The organism is Mobilicoccus massiliensis, from assembly GCF_000826525.2.
Classification (GTDB): domain Bacteria; phylum Actinomycetota; class Actinomycetes; order Actinomycetales; family Dermatophilaceae; genus Mobilicoccus; species Mobilicoccus massiliensis.
In genome coordinates this window covers 76,234-102,585 of record NZ_LN651324.1, presented here as the reverse complement: position 1 = coordinate 102,585, position 26,352 = coordinate 76,234, and the positions used below count along the sequence as shown (strand labels likewise).

The following is a 26,352-nucleotide window of genomic DNA, read 5'->3' as shown; positions in this document are numbered from 1 at the left end:
CGGGCTACACTTTCCCCGGGCCCGTGATCGGATGCTCCGGGCCAGGGGGGTTGGTCGGAACACGTTCGCGTGGGCCGGTTTTCGCATGCCATCGGTTACTCGACCGCGGGAGGAACCACGTGTTGGACGTCGCCGTGGCCCGTCGCCAGCGGGCCGTGCGGGCCGGGTGGGCCGCGGTCGACTCCGTGTGTTGGATCGTGGCGATGCTCTCGACGGTGTGGCTGCGGTACGACTTCGACTTTCCGCCGGGTGCATGGACGTTGACGATCGTCTTCGGTCTCGTCGCGGCCGTTCTCCAGGTCGTCATCGGCGGCCTGCTCGGCCCGTACCGCACCGGGCACGACCGCGGGTCCTACGAGGAGACCTGGGATCTCGCCCGCACGACTCTGCTGGTGACGGCGTTGACGTTCGTCGTCGGCACGTTGTGGCGACCTCCGACGCTGCCGCGGTCCGCGGCCGTCACCGGCGGGGCGCTCGCGTTGCTGGTGATGTTCGCGCTGCGGCTCATGGTCCGCTCGACGAGCACCCGCGCCGCGCGGGGTCGTCCCGGCGCCGAACGAGCCATCGTCTTCGGCGCCGGCCGTGGTGGGCGCCGCCTCGTGCGCAGCGCCCTGCGTGAGGACGACAGCCCGGTGATGCCGGTCGCGTTGCTCGACGACGATCCCGCCAAGGCACGGCTGAGCATCGACGGCGTCCGGGTCCGCGGTGGCCGGGCCGATCTTGCGCGCGTCGCCGCTCAGACCGACGCCACGGTGCTCGTCCTCGCTGCTCCCAGCCTGGAGGGCGGCCTCGCGCGCGAGCTGTCCGGTGCGGCGTCGCAGGCAGGCCTGTCGGTCAAGGTCCTGCCGTCGATGGCCGAGATGATGGACGACACCCCCGCCGACGCGCTGCGAGACCTCGACCTCGCCGACCTCCTCGGGCGGCACCCCGTGCATCTCGACACCGAGGTCATCTCGCGCAACCTCGCGGGAAAGCGGGTGCTCGTCACGGGCGCGGGGGGCTCGATCGGCAGCGAGCTGTGCCGTCAGATCGCGAGGTTCTCTCCCGGCGTGCTGTACCTGCTCGACCGGGACGAGTCGGCGCTGCACGCGACGCAGCTCTCCCTCGACGGCGACGGGCTGCTCGACCGCGATTCGATCCTGCTCGCCGACATCCGTGATCTGGACGCGCTGCGGGCGACGATGACCCTGGCGCGACCCGACGTCGTGTTCCACGCGGCCGCTCTCAAGCACCTTCCGCTGCTCGAACGATTCCCCGAGGAGGCCTGGAAGACGAACGTCGTCGGCACCCTCAACGTTCTGCAGGTCGCGGCCGAGATCGGGGTGGACACCTTCGTCAACGTCTCGACCGACAAGGCCGCCGATCCCACGTCGACCCTCGGCTACAGCAAGCGCCTCACCGAGCGACTCACGGCGGAATTCGCCTGCCGCCATCCCGGCCGGTTCGTCAGCGTGCGGTTCGGCAACGTGCTCGGCTCCCGCGGCAGCGTGGTGCCGGCGTTCACCGCGCAGATCGAACGGGGTGGCCCGGTCACGGTGACCCATCCCGATGTCACGCGCTACTTCATGCTCATCCCGGAGGCCTGTCAGCTCGTGCTGCAGGCCGGTGCCATGGGGGCCGACGGCGACGTTCTCGTGCTCGACATGGGAGAGCCGGTGCGCATCGCCGAGGTGGCCTCCACACTCATCCAGCTCTCGGGACGCAAGGACGTCGAGATCGTCTACACGGGCCTGCGCCCCGGGGAGAAGCTCGACGAGGACCTGTTCTCCGATGCCGAGGAGCGCCGACCCACCGCTCATGAGCTCGTGCGCCGGGTCACCGTGCCGCCGCTGGCCGTCGGGGAGGTCGTGACCCGCGCCTTCGTCTCCGGCGGTGACGCACGCGAGTGGATGCGTCGGGCCGCCTGCGCCGGCCGGGGTGATCCAGGGGTGCGCGAGCCTGCCCCGACCGCCGACTGCACCGAGGAGCCGCGATGAGCGACCGGGTCCTGCTCTCGCAGGCACACGTCACCGAGCTCGAGGAGGAGTACGTCCTGCGGGCGCTGCGATCGGGTTGGGTGGCGCCCCTCGGACCCGAGGTCGACGCGTTCGAGGCGGAGGTGGCGGCCCGCGTCGGCGACGGTGGCGAGATGGGCGCGTTGGCGCTCGCCTCGGGAACGGCCGCCTTGCACCTCGCGCTCGAAGGCATGGGCGCCCGACCGGGCCGCTGCGTCGTCCTGCCGAGCATGACGTTCGCGGCCTCGGCCAACGCGGTCGCCTACACCGGCGCCGAGCCGGTCTTCGTCGATTCGGGCGACGACGCGAACGTCTCCCCGGCGCTTCTCGTCGAGGCCGTCGACACCCTTCTCGACGAGGGGGTCGACATCGCCGCGGTCATGACCGTCGATCTCTTCGGCCGGGCCTGCGACTACGCCGCGATCGCGCCCGCGCTCGCAGAACGCGGCATCCCGCTCCTCGAAGACGCCGCGGAGGCCCTGGGAGCCACGACGGCCGGCGGCGCGGCGGGGTCGTTCGGCCGGGCGGCGGCTCTGTCGTTCAACGGCAACAAGATCATGACGACCTCCGGCGGAGGCATGCTCCTTTCCTCCGACCCCGAGCTGCTGGCCCGGGCCCGGTACCTCTCGACGCAGGCCCGCCGGCCCGTGCCGTGGTACGAGCACACCGAGATCGGCTACAACTACCGACTCTCGAACATCCTCGCCGCCCTGGGCCGGGCCCAGCTCGTTCGACTGGACGACATGATCGCCCGCCGCCGAGCGATCCGGGCGTACTACGCAGACCTCGTCGACGGGTTCGACGGCGTGCGGATCCTCGGCCGAGCGCCGGGCGGGCCCGACGGAGCGACGGGTGACGAGGGCGACAACTGCTGGCTCACGTGTCTCGTCATCGACGGCCCCGGCTGCACTACCGACGGCCTCGGCCCCGACGGCCTCGGCCCCGACGCCCTCATCGCGCGCTTCGGCGAGGCCGGGATCGAGGCGCGGCATCTGTGGAAGCCGATGCACCTGCAGCCGGTCTTCGCGGACTCACGCGCCTTCCTCGACGGCACGAGCGAGCGCCTCTTCGGTTCGGGCATCACCCTGCCCAGCGGCTCCGCCCTCACCGACGCCGAGGTCGAGCGTGTGGGTGGCGTTCTGCAGTCCGCGCTCTCCGCAAGCCGCGAGCGGAGGGCGCAGCCGTGACCCCCGCCTACCGCCGCCTCAAACGCGCGCTCGATCTCGCGGTGGCGGGGCCCGCGCTCGTCGTGAGCCTGCCCGTGCAGGCCGTGGTCGCGCTCGGGGTCAGGGCGCGACTGGGCAGCCCCGTCCTCTTTCGTCAGACCCGGCCCGGGCTGCACGGTGAACCGTTCGAGATGCTCAAGTTCCGCACGATGCATCCGGTCACGCCGGGGCGTGCGGACGACGCCTCCCGGATGGACGCGTTCGGGTCCTTCCTGCGCTCGACGAGCCTGGACGAACTCCCCTCGCTGTGGAACATCGTGCGCGGCGACCTCAGTCTCGTCGGCCCGCGCCCGTTGCTCATGCGGTACCTGCCGCGCTACACCGCCGAGGAGGCGCGGCGACACGACGTGCCGCCAGGGCTCACCGGACTGGCCCAGATCAACGGCCGCAACGCCACGACGTGGGAGGATCGGTTGCGACTGGACGTCGAGTACGTCGACCGGGCGTCCCTCGCGCTCGACCTGGCGATCCTGGCCCGCACCGTCGTGCGTGTCGTCCGGCGTGACGGGATCTCCGCCCCCGGGGAGGCGACCATGGCCGAGTTCCGCCCCGAACCCGTCGCCACCAAAGGCTCGACCGGTACCCGAGACATCCGATCATGCACACGAGAGGTCCGACCATGACGGCTTCGCTGCACCCCACCTCGGCGACCACGCCTCCCGGTTCGGTGGCCCCGGTCGTCCCGATCGTCATCGTCGGATGCGGCGGCTTCGGCCGGGAGGTCCAGGACGTCGTCGAGGCGATGAACACCGGCTGCATCCAGTTCGACCTGCTCGGCTACGTCGACGATGCACCTTCGCAGGACAACCTCGAACGGGTGGCGCGACGACGGGCTCGAGTGATCGGCGATCTCGCCTGGCTCGAGCAGGCCCCCGCGGACGTGCAGTACGTCATCGGCATCGGCTCCCCCGCGGTCAAGGCCAGGATCGCCGCGCGTCTCGGCGACCGGCCGAGCCCGGTGCTCGTGCACCCCGGCGCGACCGTGGGAGGTGACGTCGAACTCGGCCCCGGCACGATCGTCTGCGCCGGCAGCGTGCTCACGACCAACGTGCGCGTGGGCCGGCACGTGCACGTCAACCTGCTGTGCAGCGTCGGCCACGACGTCGTCATCGGCGACCACGTCTCGATCAACCCGCTCGTCGCCGTGTCGGGCGACGTGACGATCGGCGGGGGTGTCATGCTCGGCACCCATTCGGCGATCCTCCAGGGACTCTCGATCGGAGACGACGCCGTGGTCGGCGGCGCGGCGTTGGTCACGAGGAACGTCCTGGCCGGGGTCGTCGTCAAGGGTGTGCCCGCGGCGTGAGGATCCGTCTCGTCACGCAGTGGTACCCCCCGGAGCCGGCCGGGGTTCCCGCCGGGATCGCCCACGGCCTCGCGGCGCGCGGCCACGCCGTCGACGTGCTCACCGGGTTTCCCAACTACCCCACCGGACGACTCGTCGAGGGTTACCCCCTGCGTCCTTACCGGCGCGACGTCGATCGTCGCCCCGGGTCCGAGGTCGTCGTCCACCGAGCCCCGCTCTTCCCGAGCCACGACGCCCGCGCCCTGACGCGCATGGCGAACTATCTCTCGTTCGCCACCTCCGCCACCGCCCTGGCCGTGGCCCGCCTGCCGCGTCCCGACGTGTGGCTCACCTATTCCTCCCCGGCGACGGCTGCACTGCCGGCGCTGACGGCGCGGCTCGCCGACCGGGTGCGCGGTGCCGGCGGCCGGGCCGCGCACGCTCAGATCGTGCAGGATCTGTGGCCCGACAGTGTCATGGCCGCCGGCTTCGTCGGGGATTCCCGGGCCGCCCGGCTCATGGAGTCGGGGCTCACGGCCTTCTGCAGCCACGCGTTCGCCCACACCGACGCCGTGGGCGTCATCTCCCCCGGCATGCGCGCGGTCCTCGTCGAGCGAGGCGTGCCCGACGACGCCGTGGTCGACACCCCGAACGCGGTCGACGCCCGCGTCCTGCCCAGGCTCGCCGCGGCAGAGGCGACGCGGCGCCGTCACGAGCTCGGACTGCCCACGGCCGGGCGGCTCTTCGTCTACGCCGGCAACCTCGGCGAACTGCAGAACCTCACCGCACTCGTGGACGCGTTCGCACGCGTTCCCGAGGCGTCGCTCGCGCTCATCGGCCCGGGCGTCATGCGAGACCGTCTGCAGCGTCGGATCGAGTCGGCCGGACTGGCGAACGTTCGCCTCCTCCCGGCGCAGCCACCCGAGCGTATCGACGAGTTCCTCACGTGCGCCGACGTGCTCGTCGTCTCTCTCACCGACACCCCCCTGCTGCGCGTGACGATGCCGAGCAAGGTCGCCTCGTGCCTGGGCGCCGGGCGTCCCGTGCTCGCCCACGCGGCCGGGGACGTCGCGGACGTCGTCGAGAACGCCGGCGGCCTGTCCTGCCCGCCCGGAGATCCGACGCGCACGGCATCGGCGATCGCGAGAATGGCCGGGTGGTCCGACGACGAGCTCGCGCGCCGCGGTGACTCGGCGCGCTCGTACTACGAGACCCATATGAACACCGAGAGCTGTCGTGACGCGGCGGAACGGCTCGTCGATCTCGCCGCCCGACGCGCCGGTGAACGGCGTGCACCGAGGAGGAGGCAGAGAGCGTGAGCACCGACCACACCGACGTGCGTGGCGCGACCGTCGCGATCACCGGAGGCACCGGCTCGTTCGGCTCGACCATGGCGCGACATCTACTCGGCCTCGACGTCGCGGCCGTGCACATCCTGTCCCGCGACGAGGCCAAGCAGCACGACATGCGGGTCGCGTTCGACGACCCGCGACTCAAGTTCTTCCTCGGCGACGTGCGTGATCGCGCGAGCGTCGACGCGGCGTTCGTCGGTGCCGACTTCGCGTTCCACGCCGCCGCCCTCAAACAGGTGCCGAGCTGTGAGTTCTTTCCCGACCAGGCCGTGAAGACCAACGTCGTGGGCAGCGCCAACGTCGTCGACGCCGCGCATGCGACCGGTGTCCGCGGCCTCGTGTGCCTCTCGACCGACAAGGCCGTCTATCCCGTCAACGCCATGGGCATGAGCAAGGCCCTCATGGAGAAGACGGCGCAGGCCTTCGCGCGGCGTCATCCCGAGGCCGGCACGGTGGTCAGCGTCACGCGCTACGGCAACGTCATGTACTCACGTGGCTCGGTGATCCCCCACTTCGTCGCGCAGATCCGCGCCGGCCGGCCGATGACGGTCACCGACCCGACGATGACTCGGTTCCTCATGTCGCTGGCCGAATCGGTCGATCTCGTCGAGTACGCGTTCACCCACGCGAATCCCGGTGACCTGTTCGTGCGCAAGGCCCCGGCGAGCACGGTGGAGACGCTCGCCCGCGCGGTGGCGGTCGTCATGGGGGTGCCCGACCACCCGATCGAGATCATCGGCACGCGTCACGGGGAGAAACGCCACGAGACGTTGCTCTCCCGCGAGGAGCGCGCGACGGCGACCGACGAGGGCGACTACTTCCGGGTGCCGGTCGACGCACGCTCACTGGAGTACGAGAAGTACTTCGAGGAGGGCGATCCACGCGCGAGCGTCGAGACCGACTACACCTCCGAGAACACCGACCGTCTCGACGTCGCGGGCACGGTCGAGCTGCTGCGCACCTTGCCTGAGATCCGGCTCGTCGAGGGGGCCCACTGATGCGCGTCGTCGTCACGGGAGCCCGCGGGTTCCTCGGCATGCACACCCGCACGCGCTTGCTGCTCACGCGGCCGGAGTGGGACGTCGTACCGGTCGGCCGGCAGGAGTGGGCGCGTCTTCCCGAGCTCGTCCGCGATGCCGACGCCGTACTCCACCTCGCCGGATACAACCGTGGCAGTGACGAGGAGGTGGCGGGCGGCAATGTCGCCCTCGCAGAGGCCCTCGTCGCCGCGCTCGACCGAGCCGACACCACGCCGACCGTCGTCTACTCCGGCAGCACCTACGTCGACGAGGGCCACTGGGGCGTCGACTCGCCGTACGCCACCGGCAAGCGCGGTGCGGGAGACACGTTGCGAGCGTGGGGATCCCGGCTCGGCGCCCCGGTACGCGAGGTGCGGCTCCCGGGACTCTTCGGCGAGCATGGCCGCCCCGACTACAACAGCTTCGTCGCCACGTTCGCGCGCCGTGTCATCGACGGTGAGCCGCCGACGATCGTCGGCGACCGGGAGCTTCCGCTCCTCCACGTGCAGGACGCCGCGGCCGCCCTCGTGGACACGCTCGACGAGGCCGCGCACGGTGGAGCAGAACTCGTCCGCCCGCAGGGCCGTCCGATGCTCATCTCGCAGGTCGCCGAACGGTTCGCGGAGATGCACCGGATCTACGCACCCGTCGGTGAGATCCCGGCTCTCACCGACGAGTTCGACGTCGCGTTGTTCAACACGCTGCGCTCGGCGATGTGGCCCGAGGCGTACCCGCTGCGGCCGCTGCCCCGCTCGGACCGGCGCGGCACGCTCGTCGAGACGATCCGCGTCCACGGAGGCCCCGGGCAGGCGTTCGTGTCGACGACCAACCCCGGATTCACGCGTGGCGATCACGTCCACCTGCACAAGATCGAACGGTTCCAGGTGCTCTCGGGTACGGGGCTCATTCGGCTGCGTCGCGTCCTCACCGACGACGCCATCGAGTTCCGCTGCACCGGTGACGAGCCCGCCGTCGTCGACATGCCGACGATGTGGACCCATTCCATCGAGAACGTCGGCGACGACGAACTCGTCACGTCGTTCTGGACCAACGAGCTGTTCGACCCCGACAACCCCGACACCTACCCCTTGCCCGTTCTCACAGGACGCGACCGTCCCGGCGGGGCGCAACAGGCATGATGGTGAAAGGCACGGCCCGCGTAGCGCGCATCGACCACCCGGAGGCTGCCCGATGACCAAGGTGATGACGATCGTCGGAACGAGACCGGAGATCATCCGCCTGTCGAGTGTGATGGCGCGCCTGGACGCGACCGTGGATCATGTGCTCGTCCACACCGGGCAGAACTACGACTACGAGCTCAACGGCATCTTCTTCGACGAGCTCGGAATCCGGCGCCCCGACCACTTCCTCGAGGTCGACACCTCGAGCCTCGGGCGGGTGCTGGGCGAGACCCTCATCAAATCCGAGGAGGTGCTCGCCGCCGAGCGCCCGGACGCCGTGCTCATCCTCGGCGACACGAACTCCGCGATCGCCTCGATCATGGCCAAGCGCATGCGGATTCCCGTGTACCACATGGAAGCCGGCAACCGCTGCTTCGACGAGAACGTGCCCGAGGAGACCAACCGTCGCCTCGTCGATCACGTCGCCGACTTCAATCTCGTCTACACCGAGCACGCCAGGCGCAACCTCCTCGCCGAGGGGCTGCACCCTCGCCGCATCCTGCTCACCGGGTCGCCCATGAAGGAGGTCCTCGCCCATCACGCCGAGGCCTTCGCGGCGAGCACCGCGCCGGCCGATCTCGGTCTGGATCCGCGCGGCTACCTTCTCGTCTCGGCGCACCGCGAAGAGAACGTCGACGATCCCGCCCGTCTGCATCTGCTCCTGAAGTGCCTCGTCGCGGCCCGAGACACGTTCGACGTCCCCGTCCTCGTCTCGACGCATCCGCGCACCCGCAAGCGCCTCGACCTGCTCGCGGCGCGCCCGGGCGCGGAGGAGATCGACCTGTCGGGCATCACGTTCCATCCGCCGTTGGGGTTCATCGACTACGTGCGGCTGCAACAGGACGCCCTGTGCGTGTTGTCGGACTCGGGAACGATCAGCGAGGAGTCCTCCCTCCTGCATTTCCCCGCCGTCACGCTGCGTGACTCGATCGAACGGCCCGAGGCGCTCGACACCGGGGCCATCGTCATGACCGGGCTCGACCCCGCCGCGGTGGTCGAGGGCATCCGGGACGCGGTCGCCGCCATCGGGACCGATCACCGCACCGACGCCGTGGTCCCCGCCGACTACGACGTCGACAACTGCTCCCAGCGTGCGGTGCGCTTCATCCTCTCGACCCACCGCAGCCACCGGCAGTGGGCGGGGCTGCGGGAACGGGCCTGAACACCCAGGTCTCCTCCAGATTGCGAGCCTACGGTGACCTGCCGATGGGGGCGCGAAGCACGAGAGGGCGGAACAGCACCCGTGACCAGGGGCTCGCTTCTTGAGCATGCGTCCAAGACGAATTGGTGAGGCGAACACACGCATTTAGACTGGCCCGGTGCATCGGCCTGCTCTGGTGCACGCGATGCCGGCTCGACAAGGGGGAAGAACGTGGCCACATCGGCCGAGAACAATCGTGATCCGTGGGGGCGGTCACTGACGGCGACACTGCGCCGGTGGTGGTGGATTCCTGTGGTCCTCGCCATCGTGGGGGCGATCGTGGGAGGGCTCGCGGGCGTGTCCGCGCCCAAGTCCGCCGAAGCCACCGTCAACGTGCAGTTCAGCAGTCCCGACACCGACATGACGGCCACCGCTCAGCAGAGCGCTCTCATCGAGGCGTCCTCGCGTGACGTGTTCGAGGCCGCGGCGAACAAGCTCGGCATGAGCCCGGCCGACCTGCAGCAGGCGGCCGAGGTGAGCGCGGTCGTGCGAACCTCGTTCCTCTCGATCAAGGCCACCGATCGCGACGCCGAGAAGGCCGCGAGCATGGCCAACGCGGTGGCCGACGCCGCGATCGCCGCGAGCAACAAGCGTATCGACGACGAGCTCAAGGAGCTCACGCGCACGACCGGGGTCCTCATCAAGAGCCAGCCGTTGGCCGATCGCGCCGCCGAGGAGGCGCGGGTCGCGCGTCTTGGTGGTCAGCTCGCCGACCAACAAGGACAACTCGTCACTCAGTCGCGCCGCCTCGCATTGCTGCAGAGCGCCGACGCGAACACGGCCGCTGGCCCCTCGACGGTCATGCTCGCCGCGATGGGGTTGCTCGGAGGTCTACTCGCCGGCGTCGCTCTCGCTCTCGTCTTCGGCGGTCGCCGCGGCCAGATGTCCTCGATCAACGAGATGCGTCGCGTCTACCCCGACCTCGAGTTCGTCCCGGCGCGCGAGCTGCCCGCCGTCGTGAGCATGGAGGCCGACGATATCGACCGGGTCGTCCTCACCGGGGTGCGCGCCCCCGCCGGCGCCGTCCGCGGCCTGGTCGAGCCGGTTGCCGCGGGCTTCCACGCCGTCGGCCGCGACGTCGCGGTCACCGACGACCTGGCCACCTTCGGCCGAGGCGTCTCCGACGGTCGCCCGCGCACCGTCACGCTGCTCCAGACGCCGCTCACGAGCGCCATCGTCAAGCGCACCGCACGCGACGAGCACGCCATGCTCCTCGTGCTGGTACGTCCGCACAAGACCCGATTCGAGTGGCTGGATGAGCATGTCAACCAGTTCGGCGACCGCATCTGCATCGTCGTCGACGGCTGAGGTCGTCCGCGCGACCCCGGTGACCCCGGGCGTCATCACCGGCCGCGGCGGTCGCCGGGTCGACGAAGTGCGCTGGGTGATGTGGCTGTTCGTCCTCAACATCATCTTCCAGCGGATCTCGATCCCTAACCTCGACATCCCCTTCACGGTGCCCATCACCGTGCTGTGGTGCTTCGCGGCCTGGCGGGTCGGGGCGCTCGTCCTCGAGAAGCGACGCCTGGTGCTGTGGCTCGCCGCCGCGGCCGCGTCCTCGGCCACGGTGCTGCCGCAGGTGCTGTTCATCGACCGGCCCGTCATCAGCGTGAACAGTTGGCTGTTCTGGATGACGATGTGGTTCCCGGTCATCTTCATGATGTCCGACCGCTCCGGGCCCGTGTACCGGCGCCTGATGCGGGCCGTCACCAAGGCCGGCATCTGGCTGAGCTCGTTGTCGCTGGTCTTCCTGCTCTCCCAGGTCGCCGGGCTCCCCTACCGGGACTGGCTCTTCGACTTCCTGCCGGAGTCCCTGCACGTCAACGGCTTCGCGATCAGCTACCCGATCGTCTACGGCAACCCGATCTACAAGTCCAACGGCTGGATCATGCTCGAGCCGTCGTTCATGTCGTACACCCTCGGCGTGTGCTTCATGACGGCGCTGCTGACCCGCGCCCGCGTGTGGACGGTGCTGTACATCTTCCTCGGGGTGCTCACGACCGTCGCCGGTTCCGGGTTCGCGATCATCGGCATCGGCGTCCTCGCCATGCTGCTCCTCGGGCAGTTCTCGTTGCTCAAGAAGTACGTGATCCCCGGCGCCATCGCGGTCGCGGTCGCCGTTCCGACGGTCATCGGGCAGGTCTTCGTCTCGCGTGTCACCGAGGTGGGTCAGGCCAATTCCTCCGCGGCGATGCGCAGCTTCGAGCCGTACGTCTACCTCGCTCCCCGCTGGCTGTCGGAGCCGTGGGCCGTGTGGGTCGGCTTCGGGGCCGGCTCGTCGAGCCGCGCCGTCGACGGCAGCGGCACCGACGGACTCATCGCCCCACTCGTCGGCAAGATGTTCTACGACTACGGGATCGTCGCCGGATTCCTCCTCGTGGCACTCGCGGTCGCACCGTTCCTCCGGGCGCACGAGCGGGCACTGTCGGCGACGTTGCTCGCGCAGTTCTTCCTGCTCCAGCCGCCGGCGCAGCCGATCATCGTCCCCGCTTTCGTCGTGGTCATGCTGTGGGCGCCGGCCCCACGGGACTACGTCGAGGCGGGAACCGGAGTCGCATCGAGCAACGTCGAGGCGTGGGAGTCACCGCCTCGCCGACATCGGCGATCGTGGTGACGGCCTCCGCCGCGCCCGGGATCGCGGCTTCGACGTCGAGGCGACCCCGGGCGGCACTGCGCGGGCACACCTGTCCCGCCGGCGCAGAGCGCGGCCGCGTCCCCTCACCTCACGCGGCGACCGGCCGACCGGAAGCCTGACGAATCCGCACCCAAGACGAAGCGAGGGAACGCATGTCACAGCCGCACGTCAGCGTGCTGATGCCGGTCCTGAACGAGGAGGCCGGAGTCGCGGGCGCCATCGCGTCCGCACTCGCCCAGGCCGAGCACGGGGTCGATCTCGAGGTGCTCGTGATGAACGGCCCCTCCACCGACGCCACGGCCGAGATCGTCGCGGACATCGCCTCGCGCGATCCTCGGGTGCGTCTGCTCGACAACCCCGCGTCGATCATCCCGGCCGGGCTCAACGTCGGGCTGCGCGAGGCGCGAGGGGAGTTCGTCGCCCGCATCGACGGCCACGCCGCCGTGAGCGACGATTACATCGCCCGCGCGCTCGGTCATCTGCGACGGGACTCCGGCCTGGCGGCGGTCGGCGGCATTCGTCTCGGCGTCGCCCGCACCCCGAAGGGCCGCGCGGTGGCCCTCGCTCTGTCCAGCCCGTTCGGCGTCGGCAACTCGATCAACCACTTCGGCACCGAGTTCTGCGAGACCGACCACGCCTCGTTCGGCGTCTACCGCACCGGCGTCGCGCGGGACGTGGGCGGCTGGGACGAGACGTTGCTCGTCAACGAGGACGTCGACTTCGACCACCGCATCCTCGCGCGCGGGCACCGCATCGCGTTCGATCCTGAGATGGCCATCTACTGGCATGTGCGCGAGAACGTGCCCGACCTCTTTCGCCAGTACCGCAGGTACGGTCGAGGCAAGGCGGCGATGGTCCGCAAGAACGGGCGAGCGGGAATGCGCCTGCGGCACCTCGCGGCTCCGACGGCCGTCGTCGGAACCGCCGCCTTGGCCGCGCTCGCGACTCGGCGGCCCAGGCTGGCGGCGGCCGCCTACTCGCCGTACCTCCTCGGGGTGACGGCGGCCGGCGTCGACGTGTGGCGGCAGCGCGGCGACCTCGCGAACGATCCGCGTGCCTCGGGCCGCCACACCGACCAACCACCCACCGTGGACGCCGCGTCCCTGCCCGCCGCGTTCATGGCGATGCACTACGCCTGGGGTCTGGGCTTCCTCGAGGGTCTGCTCCTACGCAGACCACCGGCCCAGTCCTCCGCCCGCCTCCCCAAGACCGGTTGACCACCCGCCGAGACAGCCGCCGTTTCCGGCCCTTCCCTCCCGCCGGCGAGATCGAAGCGACCCGCGGGGCCGGAAACGGCGGCTGTCTCGGCGCACCCCCTCGTCCACAGGCCGCCCCGTAGCCGAACCCACCTGCACGCCCGGCCGGCACACGCTCCATCCATGCAGTGGACGCCCCCGGCCGTGATGCTCAGCCGCGACATGAACCCTCGAATCCTCGCTCGTGGTCACCAGGACGGTTCTCTCCTGCGAATCGAGCACGGGGCGTACCTCCCCCGGCCTGTGCTCGGCAGCGATGACTGGCGTCGCTCCGAGGTTCTCCATCTGGCTCGGTGTCGAGCAGACGCCACTCGTCTCCATCGCGACATCGTCCTCAGTCACCTCTCGGCTGCGATCGTCCACGGCATGTGGGTCCCGCGCACCGAAGCCGTTCACGTGACGCAGCCGTTTCGTGCGGGTAGTTCGACACGGCAGGACATGCTGATCCGGCACCATCGGCAACTGCGTGTCGAGGATGTCACGGACGTCGACGGCCTTCGCGTCACCTCGGTTGACCGCACCGTGCTGGACTGCGTGACGATGCTGCCCGTCGATTGGGCGCTCGCGACCGCCGACTCCGCGCTTCGTCTCCTCGTGGACCCCGATCGTGCGCGTCCCGGTGAGGCCGAAGCGCGAGCGGCCCCCGTCCGCGCCCGCTGGTTGGCGCAATTGTCGGAATACGGCCCGAGGCGCGGCTGCCGGCAGGCGAGGGTGCTGCTCGCACACGCCGATCCATTGTCGGAATCCCCCGGGGAGTCACGTGTCCGCTGCCTCGCGATCGCCGAGGGGCTTCCCGCGCCCACTCCTCAGTTCCTCATCGAGACGGCGCAGGGCCGCTACTACGCGGACTTCGGCTGGCGCCTCCCTGCCGGATCGATCGAGCGGGTCGCCATCGTCGAGTTCGACGGGCAGGAGAAATACACGGTGCCGGGCGCGATGGACGCTCAGAAGATTCGGGAGCAAGCAATCCTCGAGACTGGCGCCAGAGTCGAACGTTTCGTCGGCAACGATCTGCTCCTCGAGAACCGGCACATGGTCTCCCGCCGGTTACGTGACCTCGTGCCGGAGCTCCCCTGCAACGTGCAGCCCGTCCTGCACATCCGCCCGCAGCCGGCGCGGAATCGTCGACGGCGCCCGTCCTGACACGCCGAGACAGCCGCCGTTTCCGCCCTTGCGCCCTCGGCAGAGACCGCTCAACGCCCTCATGCCGGAAACGGCGGCTGTCTCGGCGTGTTCTGTCTACCGAGTCAAGGAAACGGCGGCTGTCTCGGCGTGCGTTTCAGGTGTCGAGGAGGGTGAGGGTCTCGCCGTCTTCTCGGTAGGTCTCCCCGGTCTGGGGGCAGCGGTATTCGCCGCCCCCCTGGTCCTCGAGAGGCACACCGGCACGGCCGACCCAGCGGATGCGGCGGGCGGGGTTGCCGGCGACGAGCGCGTGGTCGGGGACGTCCTTGGTCACCACCGAGCCGGCGGCGACGAGGGCCCACGCACCGATGGTCACCGGCGCGATGCACACCGACCGGGCTCCGATCGAGCTGCCCTGCTTGCACGTCACTCCGACGGCCTCCCAGTCGTCACCGCGCTTGAGGGTGCCGTCCGGGCTGATCGAACGTGGGTAGTGGTCGTTGGTGAACACGACCGCGGGCCCGACGAACACGCCGTCCTCGAGCACCGCCGGCTCGTAGACGAGGGCATAGTTCTGCAGCTTGCAGTTGTCCCCCATACGCACGCCGGTGCCGACGTACGCGCCGCGGCCGACGATGCAGTTCTCACCGAGCACCGCCTGCTCGCGCACCTGCGCGAGGTGCCAGACGGAGCTGCCGTCGCCGATCTGCGCGTCCTCGGAGACGTCGGCGCTGGGCTGGATACGGACGGTCACGGGTGGTCCTCCTGGTCGGGTCATGCGCGGTGGCCGCGCTTCCCCAAGCGTAGGACGCGCGAACTGCAAAGAACCGCAGCGTGCCCGGTGCCCTTCCCACCACCGGATACGCTGGATCAGGTCGCGTCACGCGCATCCGTACGCCGGCGCAGCCAGGCTCGCACCCCACCCCTGAGGAGTCCGTCCATGTCGTCCGACGCGCCGCACATGCTCTACGTGGCATGGGGATTCCCGCCCTCTCGAGGAGGCGGCGTCTACCGCGCGTTGGCCACGGTCAACGCGTTCGCGCGGGAAGGATTCCGGGTCACGGTCATCACTGCCGATCGGGAGACGTTCGAGCTGTACACGGGAGTCGATGAATCGCTCGAGGCGCAGGTCGATCCCGGCGTGCGGGTGGTGCGAGTGCCCTTCGATTGGCCCGCCATGGACACCGACCTGCGTCACTGGTCGGCTCTTCGCATGTGGGCGGGGCCCCTGTGGCGGCGCTGGCGGATCCGCAAGGACCGAGTGTCTTTTCCTGAGATTGGCTATGGGCCGTGGCGTCCCCGCATCGAGGAGGCGGCGAAACGCATCCACGCTGAGGATCCGATCGATCTCACGGTTGCGACGGCGAACCCCAACGTCGATTTCTGCGCGGCCGCCGTGCTCAATGCGGAGTACGGCGTCCCGTACGTCATGGACTATCGAGACGCCTGGATGCTCGATGTGTTCGACGGCGGCCTCCTTCATCCGGAGGACAGCCGCGTCGACCGCATAGAGAAGTCTCTGCTCGCCGGCGCCAGTGAGGTTTGGTTCGTCAATAATCCGATCCGCGAGTGGCACGTATTGCGACACCCTGCTGTCGCCCCCCGCATGCATGTCGTGGCCAACGGCCACGATCCCGACTTCGCCCCCACGCCCCGGCTCACCCCGTCCGAGGGCCCGCTCACATTCGGCTACATCGGAACTGCGTCCCCCAAGGTGCCGCTCGAGCAGTTCACGGAGGCCTGGCGCTTGGCCAAGGAGTCCGGCGGCGACATGACCGACGCTCGCGCGCAACTGTGGGGCTACCTCGGGTTCTACACCGCGCCGTCGCCCAGCCTCAGCAAGCTAGTGCAGGAACAGGAACCGTACGGACTCACCTACGAGGGGCCCGTGCCCAAGGCGAGAGTGCGGGAGACGTACGACTCGTTCGACGTGTGCCTGCTCATCCTCGGCTCCGGCCTCTACGTGACGAGCGGCAAGGTGTTCGAGTACGCCGCGAGCGCGTTGCCGATCGTCTCGGTACACGATCCGCGCAACGCGGCGACGGACATACTCAGCGAATACCCCCTCTGGTACGGCGTCACCGACCTCGAGCCGGAGACCATCGCCAGCGCCCTCGTGGCAGCCGCCCACGGGGCCCGCACCGCCGACGAGGACACACGACGCGCCTGTGCTGAGTTCGCACGCCGATACTCCCGCGATCTGCAGATGACACCGAGGGTCAAGGCCCTCAAACAGATGGTGCAGCAAAGGAAGGTTCTTCCATGAAGGTCGTCGTCGTCGACACCGGGCGCAGCCGTACCTCCGCGCATGTCGCTGCCTGGCGCCAGCAGCTCGGGCTGGAAGAGCACGACGAACTCGCACTCATCTCGTGGAACCACGCGCGCGTGCCCCTCCCCCTGGCGGACCATCTCGTGTTCGGGCCGGACCTGCTCTGGGGACGCCGTGAGCCCAAACGCGCCGCCGTAACCGGACAGCGGCGTGTTCCTGCCGCGGCGCCCACTCCGTCGCGATCGAGAATGCAGCGGGCTCTCGACTGGCGAATCCGGCGCCTGCGGCGCGCCTGCGATCGCTACACGGCGCCGGTGATGCGTCGGATCCCCTCGAAGTTCAAGGTCCGCGGGCGGATCGGCAACAGTTCTCCCTGGGGACAGGCATTGCGGCGTCTCATCGGCCTACAGTCCGACGGGGTCGCGATGGACTACGCAATCGCGGTCGCTCGGTCCGCCGACGCCGCCGACCTCGCGGAATGGGCCGACGTCGTCGTGCCTTTCGACGTGCGTTCTCGCAAGGCGGCCTGGGTTCTCACCCGGCGGACGACCCATCCGGCGATCATGCTCGACATGGTCTCGGCCAAGAGAGCTGTGCGCGAACGCCGTCCTTGAGGGACCCGCCGGTGCCGACGGAAGTGGCCCGACCGGCACTGTGCTGGATGCCGTTCGGCGCGCGAACTTCTCGTCCTTCCCTCAACCGCGCAGGCCGAGATGCTCCGCGAGAACGGCAGCCGACCGCCGTCCGTCGTGCACCTCACGCACGTACTCTTGGCCGAGACGAGCAGCGGAGCGACCCGCGTCCCGGTCGGCGATCAAGCCGCGAAGGACATCCGCGAGCGTGTCCGGGTCTGCCTCGATCACCGGACAACCGGGGAGTCGAGTACGCACTTCCTCGACGATGTGAGCAAGCACCACGCGTCCCGCGGCCATCGCTTCGACGGCCGCAGCGCCGTGCGTGCCGATGGAGAACTGGTCGAGAACGATGTCGGAATCGTGCACATGGGCTCGCATGTCCGAAGGGGGAACGTTCTCCAGGCGTCGGTAGTCGATGAGCCCTTCGTTCGCCAGGGCCTCACCGAGCCGGTCGGCCACCTCGCTGCCCTTGAGACGTGACCGACTCGGCACGTGCAAGACCACGGGCACGTCGCGGTCGAACTCGGTCGGCGCCGCGGCCCAGGCATCGACATCGACGACGAGCGGCAGCCACACGGCCCCAGGGACGTCCTCGAGCAGATCCGGCGTCGAGACGAACACCGGCCCCTTACCCTCCTGCATGAATATTTCGACCTTCGGCATGAGGATGTCGCGTTGGTTCTGCAGGCTGAGTGTCAGCTCGTCCTCGGGGTCGACGAACGGAGAGAAGGGGTTGCGGACAGCGTGCGCCGCAGGATCGCGCACCTCTGAACCGTGGAACAGCAGCCCCACGCGAACGCCGGCTGCCCGCAGCACCTCCGCATCGGTCACGAAATCGCGTCCGTAACGTGTGCCGAACAGAGACCGCCCGGTCTCGATGAGCGCGTGAGTCCATTCCGAGGTCGCTTTGTCTCGGAACGCCGCGGACCAGCGTTGATTCTGGCGGAAAACGCTGAACGGCACGACCTCGTCCGCCGGGAATCTCATCGATCCGCCGCGGTCGGCCGCGAGCACGAACGTCGTCACCCCGGGAATGTGACGTTCGACGGCCTTCGCCCACGCCCACGCCTGGCCCGCTGAGTTCGTCGGCCCGATGCCGAGCACGCTCGGGCGGTCGTCGCGGGTGACGAACTCCTCGGCGACGTCGGCCAGCGACGTCTCGGCGGCCGGCTCCCGCGGAACGGAATCGTCTCCGAGGATCGTTCGGTAGAGCCCGCGCAGACGCGAGGCCTGGTGTTCCCAGGAGTAGGGCTCCAGCAGTGTGTCGTCCTCGACGATGCGTCGATGCAGATCGTCCCGGCGGTCGAGGACATCGAGGATCGCTCGCGCGCAGCTTGCGGGGTCCTCTGCCGTGAACACCGCGCCGACCTCGTTGGACCGTACGAACTCCGACAGCGCACGGCAGTCGCTCACCGCGAGCGGCAGGCCCGCGTGGAGGTACTCGAAGAGTTTGTTGGGCAGCGCGAACTCGTGGCTGCCGAAGTGGACCATCGGGTGCACGCCGAGGTCGGCGCCGGACAGGTAGGAGGAGACGGCGCTCGGGGCCACCGGGTCGAGGAGGTGCAGCCGGTCCCGCACTCCGAGCTCCTCGGCGAGCTCGGCGAGCTGCCTGACGGGTCTGGTCTGGTTGTGGGGTACGCACACGACCGCGAGATGCACGCCGGGCATCGACGGCATCGCCTCGACGACCGTGTGCACTCCGCGCGCGCGGGTGACGCCACCGCTGTAGACGACCAGGCGGGTGTCGCCGGAGACCCCGCACTCCTCGCGGAGCCCAGGTTCGGTGGCGGCGATCTCGTCGGAGAACACGGGGGCGTTCATGACGACGGTCGGGGTGGCCGGCAGTAAGTACTGACTGCGCAGTTGCTCGGCGAGCGGCGCCGTGACCGTGATGACGGCGTCCGCGTCGTGGATGAACTCCTTCTCGAGGTCGAGCCAGGCCGCGATGAGCCGCTTCGTGCGCGGCGGGTAGACGGGAAGCCCGGCGACGTATTCGTGCGCGTCGTAGATCCAGTAGCCGGTGCCACCGGCGGCGCGGCGGCGAGCCACTGCTCGGGCAGCCGTGCCGACGTGGTGGATGTCATGCGAGTGCAGGATGTCCCAGTCGATTCGGTCGATGATCGGGGTGAACGCGATGTCTAGGTCGTCGACCTCCGGGAGGTCACGGCGCCACGCAACTCCGTAATCGTGGTCGTTCCACCACTGCGTGAGTCTCTCGTTGAGGGAGGTCTCGAACTCACCGATGCGGTTGTCGGCTTCGTTGCGTGCGCGGGCGAGCCTGCGTCGCAGGAGTGCCCAACGGGCCCTCAGCTCACGGTCGCGTCCACCGAGATCGTTGCGCTCACGCACCCGTTGGCGGGCCTCCATCTCGATGAGACGCTCGGCATCCTGTGGGAGGCCGAGGGTGAGTCGGCGCTGCGTCCGCTTGTGGACCTGACGGAGGCGTCGATCCCGCAACCGGTAGGTCACCGGTACCCGAATGATCCGCACGTCGCGCAACCACGTGTCCTGCCGGTAGTTAGTGGGCGACGCCCCGAGCAAAGTCACCTGCGTGCCGCCGTCGGCCATCGCAAGAGCCGACTTGAGGACGCGGGTGTCGTGGGCGATCGTGTTACCGACCATCATGAGCACGTGGGTCACGTAGCCGATCCTATCGATTCGACTCCGAGACAATGGGACTCCTGCCGATCCCGTGTCTGGCGGCCGCCTGTAAGCCCAGAACCCGCTCCGCCTCGTCGTGCCACGGGTTCTGATGATGCGCGCATTAAACTCGGCATCGTGCGAGGACAACCGATCAGCAAAGCCATTCCCGCGCAACAGGTCTGGACGACCGGAATTCCACTGATCACCATGCTGGCGGGAACCCTCACGACCGTCGTCGTCCTCGGCATCAATGCCGGTCGGTTCGTCACCGCCCCCCTCGCCTCCTCCGGGCTCATCTGGCCCGTCTATCTCGCCCTGTTGTCCCTCGGAGTCCTCGTCGTCGCGCGCACCGGCCTCTGGCGTCGCGCTCCGGTCGTGGCTTTCGTCCTCTTCTGGCTCGTGGGGATGGCGTGGCTGCCGTACGCCTGGTCGATCGCGCCGGACCCTCGGTTGGCCTCTCGAGAGGTGCTCGCGCTCGGCTACTCCGCGGTGCTGTCGTGCGCCGTGCTGCTGCTCGGACGTCGCGGCGGCCTGCTCTGGTGGCGCTTCGGTTGGCTCGCCGCTCTCGTACTCACGGGCGCCGTCGCCGTCTGGGAGATGACGACGGCTCGGCACCTGTGGGTGAACCCGTGGCCGTTCCAGCCGCGCATCGCCGCCGCCACCTACGCCAATCCCAACAACTTCGGCATCATGCTGCTCGCGATGGTGGTCGCGCTCGTGGCCTGGCGGGCCGAGACACGCTCCCGCGTCGTCCGCGTCGTTCTCTCTCTCGCGACCCTCGGTGCGGCCGGGCTCGTGCTGCTCTCGGAGAGCCGCTCGGCGGCGTTGGGCCTCATCATCATCGGCGCTCTCGAGATCGGGCGACGGCTCCTGGCCCACCCCGGTCTCGTCCGCCGGTTCGTGTCGGCCCACCGGGTCCTTGTCGCCGCCGGCGCCGTGGCGCTCGGGGTCGCGGCAGCGGCGACCTTCGTCGTGCCCGCCCTCGCGGTGCACAACCCCGTCCTGAGGATGCTCTACGCCGCGATCCAACCCACGACGGCCGCATCCGATCTGTTCCGGGTGCGTGTCTCGCTGCTCGGCCTGCGCTACTGGTGGGAGTCCGGATTCTTCGGCACGGGCGCCGGTTCGTTCGAGCCCATCATGTGGAACGACCCGAACTCGGGCATCGACGTCGAGGCCAACCTGCACAACGCGTTCGTCGAGATGCTCATGCAGTACGGCGTCGTCGTCTTCGTCGTGTTCGCCGCCCTGCTCGTCGTCCTGTGCCGAGTGCTGTGGCGCACGCGATTGGCCGCGTCCGTACGTCCCCGCCTGGCGATCGTGCGCACCGAGCTCGCCGGGCACCTCGTGGTGTTCGTGGCGCTCGGACTGACCGCCAGTTCATCTCTGTCGCAACCGGTCTGGTGGCTCGTCATGGCCAACGCGTGTGCCTGTGCGGCCACGCTCGTCGATCGCACGACCCGGCCGGAGTTGCGAGGAGCGTCCACAGCGCCGGCCGAGCCCAAGGTCACATCCTCGCCCGCGGCTTCCTGATCGGCCTGGCCGCGATCTCGCCGAGCTTCTCGACGAGGGGCGTCATCTGACGGACGCGTTCGAAACGCTCGGCGTAGGCCTTGGCCGCGGTCCGCTGGGCGTCGGTGGCGGTGTGCGCGAGTGTCTCCGCCTCGCGGAACGCGCGGGCGATGTCGTCGGCCTCGAGGGAGTCGGCCTTGGCGATCAGTGGGTAACCGGCGAGCACGTCGGCGACGGCGCAGTCGTCCTCGTACAGGCCGACGATCGGTTTGCCGGTGGCCATGTACTCGAACACCTTGCCCGAGGTGACGTACGGGGAGTCCGCGACGATCATCACGAGCACGTCGATCGCCGCGTAGGCGGCAGCGATGTCGGCCTTGGCCACCGGCCCGTGCCACGTGCAGTCCTGCGTGGGATCGCCCGTCGGCAGCACGTTGGCCACGGCCCGGCTGACCCCGAAAAACCCGAGGTGGCCGTAGAGGTTCATCGTCGCGGTCGCCATCTGCGGCGACAGCTTGGCCTCGCGCCAGCCGGCCCACACCTGCTCGTGCGGTTGGTTGCCGGTGAGCGTGCCGACGTAGCCGAATCGCACGCCGGGCGCGGTCGCGCCGCTCTCGACCGGCTCTGGGTGCGGGTCCCGGGGATCGTCCCCGCTCGCTCGCTCCACCGCGTCGTTGAGGGTGCGGACCACCGACGTGTCGTACCCGTTGGCGACGACGATCATCTTGTCGGCGTCGGCGGGGTAGGCACGCTGGTGCCAGGCGAGCAGAGGCTGGTTGACGAAGCAGATGAGTTCGGCGTCCTCGAACGTGCGCTTCTCCCACGTGTAGGCCGGGTGCCCCTCGGGGAACGCGAGTTCGTCGGTGAACAGATCCAGAGTCCAGCTGTCGCGGCTGTCGAGGACGTAGGGCACGCCCGTCGCCTTCTTGAACAACCACGGCGCTTGGTAGGACGAATACGGGTTGCCCGTCGCGAGCACGACGTCGAGGGGCCGACGTCGGTGCACCGAGAACATGCGCGTCAGGAGCCCCGGCACCCACGCGCCGTACTGGTCGAGCCAGATCGAGTCGGTCGCGCGCTTGCTCAGCTTGCGGTGCAGCTCGGGAAAATTGCCGCGCAGCCAGGAGAACCGCCGCGGGTGAGTCTCGAGGTGCTGCATCGGCAGCGGGATGCGCTCGACGGCGACGCGCGGATCGATCGACGCGAGCAGGCTCTCGTCGGAAGAGCGGGTGATGTGCTCGAAGAAGTCCGGAGTCACCGTGAACACGGTGACCTCGAAGTCCTGCTCGACGAGGTGGTTGGCGAGCGCGAGCATGCGGTACACGCCGCTCGCGCGCGACGGCGGAAAGTAGAACGCGACGAGCCCGACGTGACCGCGGCTCATGCGGTGCCTCCGGAACGCGTCGAGTCGTCGGCCGGTCGACCCGGCGCCGCGGAGACGGCGTCGGAGGCGTCGGTCGTGAGCACAGAGGCGGGAGCGGCAGGAGCAGCCGCATCCGCGGCGTCGACGGGGGGCTGGGGGCCCGCCTTCACAGGGGCGCCGGCGGCCGCACCGACGTCGACACCGACACCGGGGTCCGTCACCGACTCACCCGTGTCGGCGCCCTCGACCTTGTCGCTCTTCTTGAGCGCCTCGGCCCACCACCGCGCGACGTGCCGGGCGGTGAACACCCCCGAGTGGTACTCCGCCTCGGGGTGCTTCTTGAGCAGCCGGTACGTGAGCTGGGTGAAGCGGGTGCCGCCGTGGACGACGACGTCGATCCGATCGGCGGTGTAGAGCTCGGGCTGACTTTCGGCACGCCGGGCCATGACGAGCCCCCGCACGAGGAGCCACGGCCGCCGGTAGAGCTGCCGCTCGGAGAAGCCGGCAGCCCGTGCGTGGAACGTCTCGGCGCGCGCGAGGAGCTTGCGGGCCTCGCCCCGCCTGTTGTCAGGCAGCTTCTCGACCACCTTGCCGGCGCCGCGAAGCACGGCCCGAGGCGCACGGTCGACGACGGCCCGCTCGACGCGGTGCAGCGCGTTGTACCGGTCGGGTTGACCCACGGTGACCAGGGACATTCCCGGAGGGATGACGCCGGCCGTCATCGATTCGAGGTCGACGGCGACGACCTGCGCACCCATGTCGATGGCCCGCTGGATGCCATGCATGAGGCGACGCCACTGGACCAGCCCCTGGTACACGACGACGATGCGCAGATCGCCCTGCTCGGTGAAGGGATGCTCGGCCGGGCTGCCGAGGACGTGCGTGTGCAGGAGGTCGGCGACGCGTTCCTCACCGTAGAAACCGCGCAACACCCCCCGAACGTGCCGCAGCTCGTCGAGAGACATGTCGCGCCGCAACGACGCGACGGCGTCCGCGACGGCGGCGGGTTCGGGGTCGCGCGGCACGAACACGCACATCCCGACGTCCTCGGGCAGCGCCATCGTCTCCTCGGGTCCACCGCACTTGGTGACGACCACCGGAAGCCCGCTCGCCGCCGCCTCGATGAGCGTGATGCCGAAGGTCTCGTACGCCGAGAGATGCACGAGCACGTCGTGCGTTCGCAGGTACGAGCCGACCTCGGCGGGCGCGACGATGCCCGCGAACGTGACCTTGTCGGCGAGGCCGAGTTCGGCGATGCGTTCGGTGAGCTGCTCGCGCATCGGCCCGTCACCGACCAGCGTGAGGTGCCAGGGCCGGTCGGGATCTCGTGCGACGGCGATGGCGAAGCTCTCGACGAGCTTGTCGACGCCCTTGCGCTCGATGAGGCTGCCGACGTACAGCCACCGGAGCGGCTCGCGCATCGGCGCGTCGCGCAACGGGACGTCGTCGAACCGCACCGGGTTGGGCACGGCACGGATGATCTCGGCCTGCTGGCCGCAGTAGCGACGCAGGACACCGGCGGCCTCGTCGCCGACCGCGATGACGGCCTGGGCGCGCGCCACGGCAGCGCGGTAGTCGGAGCCGGCGTCGAGATCGGCGAACACCGCGCGCACGTACGTCGCGTGCTCGGTGATGACGAACCGGGTGGGCCGCGCGAGCAGCGGGGCGACAGCAGCGCCGGTCGGGGCTCCGACGTGGGCGTTCACGCATGTCGCCTGGGTGATGTGCGGCAGGGCGTGTGCGATGAGAGCTGCCCGCTGGACGTCGATCGCCTCGTGGCGGGGGGTCATCGGGTCCATGGGTGCCCGCACGTGGACGACGCGTGCCTCGGGCCGCTCGGTCACGGTGCTCCAGGTCGCTGCCGGCACGCCGTCCTCGCCGACGGGGCGACCTTCCTCCGCCGGTGCGTCCTCGGCGACAGGGGTGGAGTCGACGTGGATCACCGTCACCGGATCGGTGTGATGCCGACGCAACGTCGTCACCGCGTCCCGCACGAAGTTGCCCCACATCGGGTTCTCCGCGGTCGGATACCAGGGGGTGACGACGACGAGGTCGTCGTAGCGCTCCCCCGGCACGGGCTGCGCTGCGAGAGTGAGGGGATTGACGTCGGTCACCGCGGTCTCCTCCAAGGCTCGGGTCCGACGACCAGCCTACTCAGGCGTCGCCATCCCACCCGGCCGCCTCGCGGAGCCCCACCACCCATCCGCTCGAACAGGCCCTTCCACCCGCGCACACTCCCGCCCCACCCCTCAAACTGCGGTTGCCCCCGTTTGACGGACGGTACGTACCCACCCCGCCCCTCAAACAGGCACTTCCACCGGGGCGCACCCTCCCCCAGCGCTCAAACAGGCGCTTCCACCAATGGGCGCTCGCCCCGGCCACGCCCCTCCCGGCGCGCTTCTTTGGACACATGGCGCTCTGCATCCGGCACACGGCCCTGCCGTCCTGGTCGACAGACCACGGCTGCCATCCGGCACGGCGGCACCAGGCACGAGGACGCGGTGGCCGCGTCGACGTCGGGATTCCTCGTCCCCGACCTCGGAGGGCGCCTTCTCCTCAGGCCGCGCGTCGTCTCGGGCGTCGAGGCTGAGGAGTCAGATCTCGGATCGGTTCGAGTCGCTGCCGGGTCAACTCTGGGATGAGCGCGCAGAGACGCGGCACGACGAGGTGCTGGTTCTCGATGAGAAGGTCTTCTCCGTCGAATCGGATGAGCCGGGCGCCGGTCCGCAGGATCGCCTCTTCCCGCTGATCCTGGGCTTGGTGTGCGCCCACCCGTTCGTATTTCTCTCGCCCGTCGAACTCGACGACCGCCTTGATCGGACCGTCGGCGGTGTGCACCAGCCATCCGAGGTCGGCGAAGTACTCACGGCCCTCCGCCGAGACGTCCATCTGAAGAATCGGGGTGGGGAGCCCTGCCGCCACCGCGAGGCACCGAAGTCGGGATTCCCCGGCCGACTCCGACAGCGGATCGGCCCGCGCAAGGATCTCCCTGGCTTGTCGCCGTCCTCGGCGTGGACCTCTCGTCTCGAGATGGTGCAGCCACCTGGCACGGATGCGCGCCGCAGGGACGGCCAGCTCGCGTCGTCGACACCGGTCGGCCGCGGTGAGCAGACGAAGCGCGCTGTCTGCGATGGCGAATCCCCAGTCCACGGGCAGTGCACACACGCAATCGACGACCGTCCGGTCGATACTCGTCACGCGAAGGCCGCGCGCCTCCGTCACATCTTCGGGGGGCAGCGAGCGGTGGTGCCGCGCGAGTTCTGGGCTCACGGTGCGGCCGTTGGATCTGAACCGCTGCGTCACGTGGACCCTCTCGTTACGCACCGGCCCCCAGAGACCGTGCACGGCAGCGGCCGATACGTGACTCAACACCGTCTCGTCGCTCAGTCTGTCGGCCGCCGCCAGGCATCGTGCGAGATGGCGGCGTCGGAACGTGCGCCAGTCAGCCGCGCTGTCTGCGGATTCGTCGGGCCGGTGCTCGATCGGGAGGTATGCCCCTCGCTCGATTCGTTCGAGCTCACCCTTCGCGCACGCGCGGGCGAGGTTGTTCCCGCCGATGTGCGACGCGAGCAGCACGTCCACATCCTCGGGTTGCAGCGGAGTCATGACCGAAGCCTGCCGCCTCGCCGACCGCCTCCGGGGCTGGCCCGAGGCCGTGT

Annotated in this window: 20 protein-coding genes; 15 read left to right on the top strand and 5 right to left on the bottom strand. The window is 69.7% G+C overall.

Features of this window, described 5'->3' with window-relative positions:
* Window positions 1-119 precede the first annotated feature (119 nt).
* From BN1197_RS01450 to BN1197_RS01395, 12 genes are all read left to right on the top strand, one after another.
* Window positions 120-1,976, top strand: a complete 1,857-nt coding sequence (locus BN1197_RS01450) for a polysaccharide biosynthesis protein (RefSeq protein ID WP_052465838.1) — start codon at window positions 120-122, stop codon at window positions 1,974-1,976.
* Window positions 1,973-3,181 (top strand): DegT/DnrJ/EryC1/StrS family aminotransferase, encoded by a 1,209-nt coding sequence (locus tag BN1197_RS01445; protein WP_040155504.1) that lies wholly within the window; start codon window positions 1,973-1,975, stop codon window positions 3,179-3,181. The genes BN1197_RS01450 and BN1197_RS01445 overlap by 4 nt, the downstream gene beginning before the upstream one ends.
* The gene (locus tag BN1197_RS01440; RefSeq protein ID WP_082043521.1) at window positions 3,178-3,843 is read left to right on the top strand and encodes a sugar transferase; all 666 of its coding nucleotides are present in this window, start codon (window positions 3,178-3,180) and stop codon (window positions 3,841-3,843) included. The genes BN1197_RS01445 and BN1197_RS01440 overlap by 4 nt, the downstream gene beginning before the upstream one ends.
* Entirely contained in the window at window positions 3,840-4,526 is a 687-nt protein-coding gene (locus tag BN1197_RS01435; protein ID WP_052465837.1) for an acetyltransferase, read from the top strand. The genes BN1197_RS01440 and BN1197_RS01435 overlap by 4 nt, the downstream gene beginning before the upstream one ends.
* Window positions 4,523-5,824: a glycosyltransferase family 4 protein gene (locus BN1197_RS01430; protein ID WP_040155502.1), complete on the top strand. Its 1,302-nt coding sequence runs from the start codon at window positions 4,523-4,525 to the stop codon at window positions 5,822-5,824. The genes BN1197_RS01435 and BN1197_RS01430 overlap by 4 nt, the downstream gene beginning before the upstream one ends.
* The gene (locus BN1197_RS01425; RefSeq protein ID WP_082043520.1) at window positions 5,821-6,855 is read left to right on the top strand and encodes a polysaccharide biosynthesis protein; all 1,035 of its coding nucleotides are present in this window, start codon (window positions 5,821-5,823) and stop codon (window positions 6,853-6,855) included. The genes BN1197_RS01430 and BN1197_RS01425 overlap by 4 nt, the downstream gene beginning before the upstream one ends.
* Window positions 6,855-8,015 (top strand): polysaccharide biosynthesis C-terminal domain-containing protein, encoded by a 1,161-nt coding sequence (locus tag BN1197_RS01420; RefSeq protein WP_040155500.1) that lies wholly within the window; start codon window positions 6,855-6,857, stop codon window positions 8,013-8,015. The genes BN1197_RS01425 and BN1197_RS01420 overlap by 1 nt, the downstream gene beginning before the upstream one ends.
* Window positions 8,016-8,067: 52 nt before the next feature.
* Window positions 8,068-9,219, top strand: a complete 1,152-nt coding sequence (gene wecB, locus BN1197_RS01415; protein WP_040155495.1) for a non-hydrolyzing UDP-N-acetylglucosamine 2-epimerase — start codon at window positions 8,068-8,070, stop codon at window positions 9,217-9,219.
* A 210-nt stretch (window positions 9,220-9,429) separates the two neighbouring features.
* Window positions 9,430-10,566: a YveK family protein gene (locus tag BN1197_RS01410; protein WP_141397172.1), complete on the top strand. Its 1,137-nt coding sequence runs from the start codon at window positions 9,430-9,432 to the stop codon at window positions 10,564-10,566.
* On the top strand, window positions 10,514-11,872 hold the full coding sequence (locus BN1197_RS01405) for a hypothetical protein (protein WP_176489689.1): 1,359 nt from the start codon (window positions 10,514-10,516) through the stop codon (window positions 11,870-11,872). Before BN1197_RS01410 ends, BN1197_RS01405 begins: the two co-directional genes overlap by 53 nt.
* A gap of 173 nt (window positions 11,873-12,045) precedes the next feature.
* Window positions 12,046-13,110 carry a glycosyltransferase family 2 protein gene (locus BN1197_RS01400; protein ID WP_040155493.1) on the top strand — a complete coding sequence of 355 codons (1,065 nt, stop codon included), beginning with the start codon at window positions 12,046-12,048 and terminating at the stop codon, window positions 13,108-13,110.
* Window positions 13,111-13,587: 477 nt separating this feature from the next.
* Window positions 13,588-14,292: a hypothetical protein gene (locus BN1197_RS01395; RefSeq protein ID WP_141397171.1), complete on the top strand. Its 705-nt coding sequence runs from the start codon at window positions 13,588-13,590 to the stop codon at window positions 14,290-14,292.
* A 136-nt stretch (window positions 14,293-14,428) separates the two neighbouring features.
* Here the strand turns inward: BN1197_RS01395 and BN1197_RS01390 are convergent, their stop codons facing one another.
* The gene (locus tag BN1197_RS01390; protein WP_040155491.1) at window positions 14,429-15,025 is read right to left on the bottom strand and encodes an acyltransferase; all 597 of its coding nucleotides are present in this window, start codon (window positions 15,023-15,025) and stop codon (window positions 14,429-14,431) included.
* A gap of 186 nt (window positions 15,026-15,211) precedes the next feature.
* On the opposite strand from BN1197_RS01390, the gene BN1197_RS01385 reads away from it, so the two are divergent.
* Both BN1197_RS01385 and BN1197_RS01380 read left to right on the top strand, forming a co-directional pair.
* The gene (locus tag BN1197_RS01385; protein WP_040155490.1) at window positions 15,212-16,537 is read left to right on the top strand and encodes a glycosyltransferase; all 1,326 of its coding nucleotides are present in this window, start codon (window positions 15,212-15,214) and stop codon (window positions 16,535-16,537) included.
* Entirely contained in the window at window positions 16,534-17,154 is a 621-nt protein-coding gene (locus tag BN1197_RS01380) for a hypothetical protein (RefSeq protein WP_040155489.1), read from the top strand. Before BN1197_RS01385 ends, BN1197_RS01380 begins: the two co-directional genes overlap by 4 nt.
* 81 nt (window positions 17,155-17,235) lie before the next feature.
* Here the strand turns inward: BN1197_RS01380 and BN1197_RS01375 are convergent, their stop codons facing one another.
* Window positions 17,236-19,815 (bottom strand): glycosyltransferase family 4 protein, encoded by a 2,580-nt coding sequence (locus BN1197_RS01375; protein ID WP_040155487.1) that lies wholly within the window; start codon window positions 19,813-19,815, stop codon window positions 17,236-17,238.
* A gap of 210 nt (window positions 19,816-20,025) precedes the next feature.
* Between BN1197_RS01375 and BN1197_RS01370 the strand changes: the two genes are divergently transcribed.
* On the top strand, window positions 20,026-21,351 hold the full coding sequence (locus BN1197_RS01370) for an O-antigen ligase family protein (RefSeq protein WP_040155485.1): 1,326 nt from the start codon (window positions 20,026-20,028) through the stop codon (window positions 21,349-21,351).
* Here BN1197_RS01370 and BN1197_RS01365 read toward each other — a convergent pair.
* The 3 genes from BN1197_RS01365 to BN1197_RS16965 all read right to left on the bottom strand — a co-directional run bounded on the left by BN1197_RS01365 (window position 21,326) and on the right by BN1197_RS16965 (window position 25,582).
* Window positions 21,326-22,714 (bottom strand): glycosyltransferase, encoded by a 1,389-nt coding sequence (locus tag BN1197_RS01365; RefSeq protein ID WP_040155483.1) that lies wholly within the window; start codon window positions 22,712-22,714, stop codon window positions 21,326-21,328. The genes BN1197_RS01370 and BN1197_RS01365 overlap by 26 nt on opposite strands.
* A complete protein-coding gene (locus BN1197_RS01360; RefSeq protein WP_052465836.1) occupies window positions 22,711-24,807 on the bottom strand; it encodes a glycosyltransferase in 2,097 nt (698 codons plus the stop codon). Before BN1197_RS01360 ends, BN1197_RS01365 begins: the two co-directional genes overlap by 4 nt.
* Before the next feature lie 442 nt (window positions 24,808-25,249).
* A complete protein-coding gene (locus BN1197_RS16965) occupies window positions 25,250-25,582 on the bottom strand; it encodes a hypothetical protein (protein WP_141397170.1) in 333 nt (110 codons plus the stop codon).
* Window positions 25,583-26,352: the final 770 nt, after the last annotated feature.

Bases quoted from the DNA above. Each gene is read 5' to 3' on its own strand.
- BN1197_RS01445 (WP_040155504.1), top strand. From the start codon at position 1,973: ATGAGCGACCGGGTCCTGCTCTCGCAGGCACACGTCACCGAGCTCGAG.
- BN1197_RS01435 (WP_052465837.1), top strand. From the start codon at position 3,840: ATGACGGCTTCGCTGCACCCCACCTCGGCGACCACGCCTCCCGGTTCG.
- BN1197_RS01420 (WP_040155500.1), top strand. From the start codon at position 6,855: ATGCGCGTCGTCGTCACGGGAGCCCGCGGGTTCCTCGGCATGCACACC.
- wecB (WP_040155495.1), top strand. From the start codon at position 8,068: ATGACCAAGGTGATGACGATCGTCGGAACGAGACCGGAGATCATCCGC.
- BN1197_RS01405 (WP_176489689.1), top strand. From the start codon at position 10,514: ATGAGCATGTCAACCAGTTCGGCGACCGCATCTGCATCGTCGTCGACG.
- BN1197_RS01400 (WP_040155493.1), top strand. From the start codon at position 12,046: ATGTCACAGCCGCACGTCAGCGTGCTGATGCCGGTCCTGAACGAGGAG.
- BN1197_RS01395 (WP_141397171.1), top strand. From the start codon at position 13,588: ATGCTGATCCGGCACCATCGGCAACTGCGTGTCGAGGATGTCACGGAC.
- BN1197_RS01385 (WP_040155490.1), top strand. From the start codon at position 15,212: ATGTCGTCCGACGCGCCGCACATGCTCTACGTGGCATGGGGATTCCCG.
- BN1197_RS01380 (WP_040155489.1), top strand. From the start codon at position 16,534: ATGAAGGTCGTCGTCGTCGACACCGGGCGCAGCCGTACCTCCGCGCAT.
- BN1197_RS01370 (WP_040155485.1), top strand. From the start codon at position 20,026: ATGCTGGCGGGAACCCTCACGACCGTCGTCGTCCTCGGCATCAATGCC.
- BN1197_RS01365 (WP_040155483.1), bottom strand. From the start codon at position 22,714: ATGAGCCGCGGTCACGTCGGGCTCGTCGCGTTCTACTTTCCGCCGTCG.
- BN1197_RS16965 (WP_141397170.1), bottom strand. From the start codon at position 25,582: ATGGACGTCTCGGCGGAGGGCCGTGAGTACTTCGCCGACCTCGGATGG.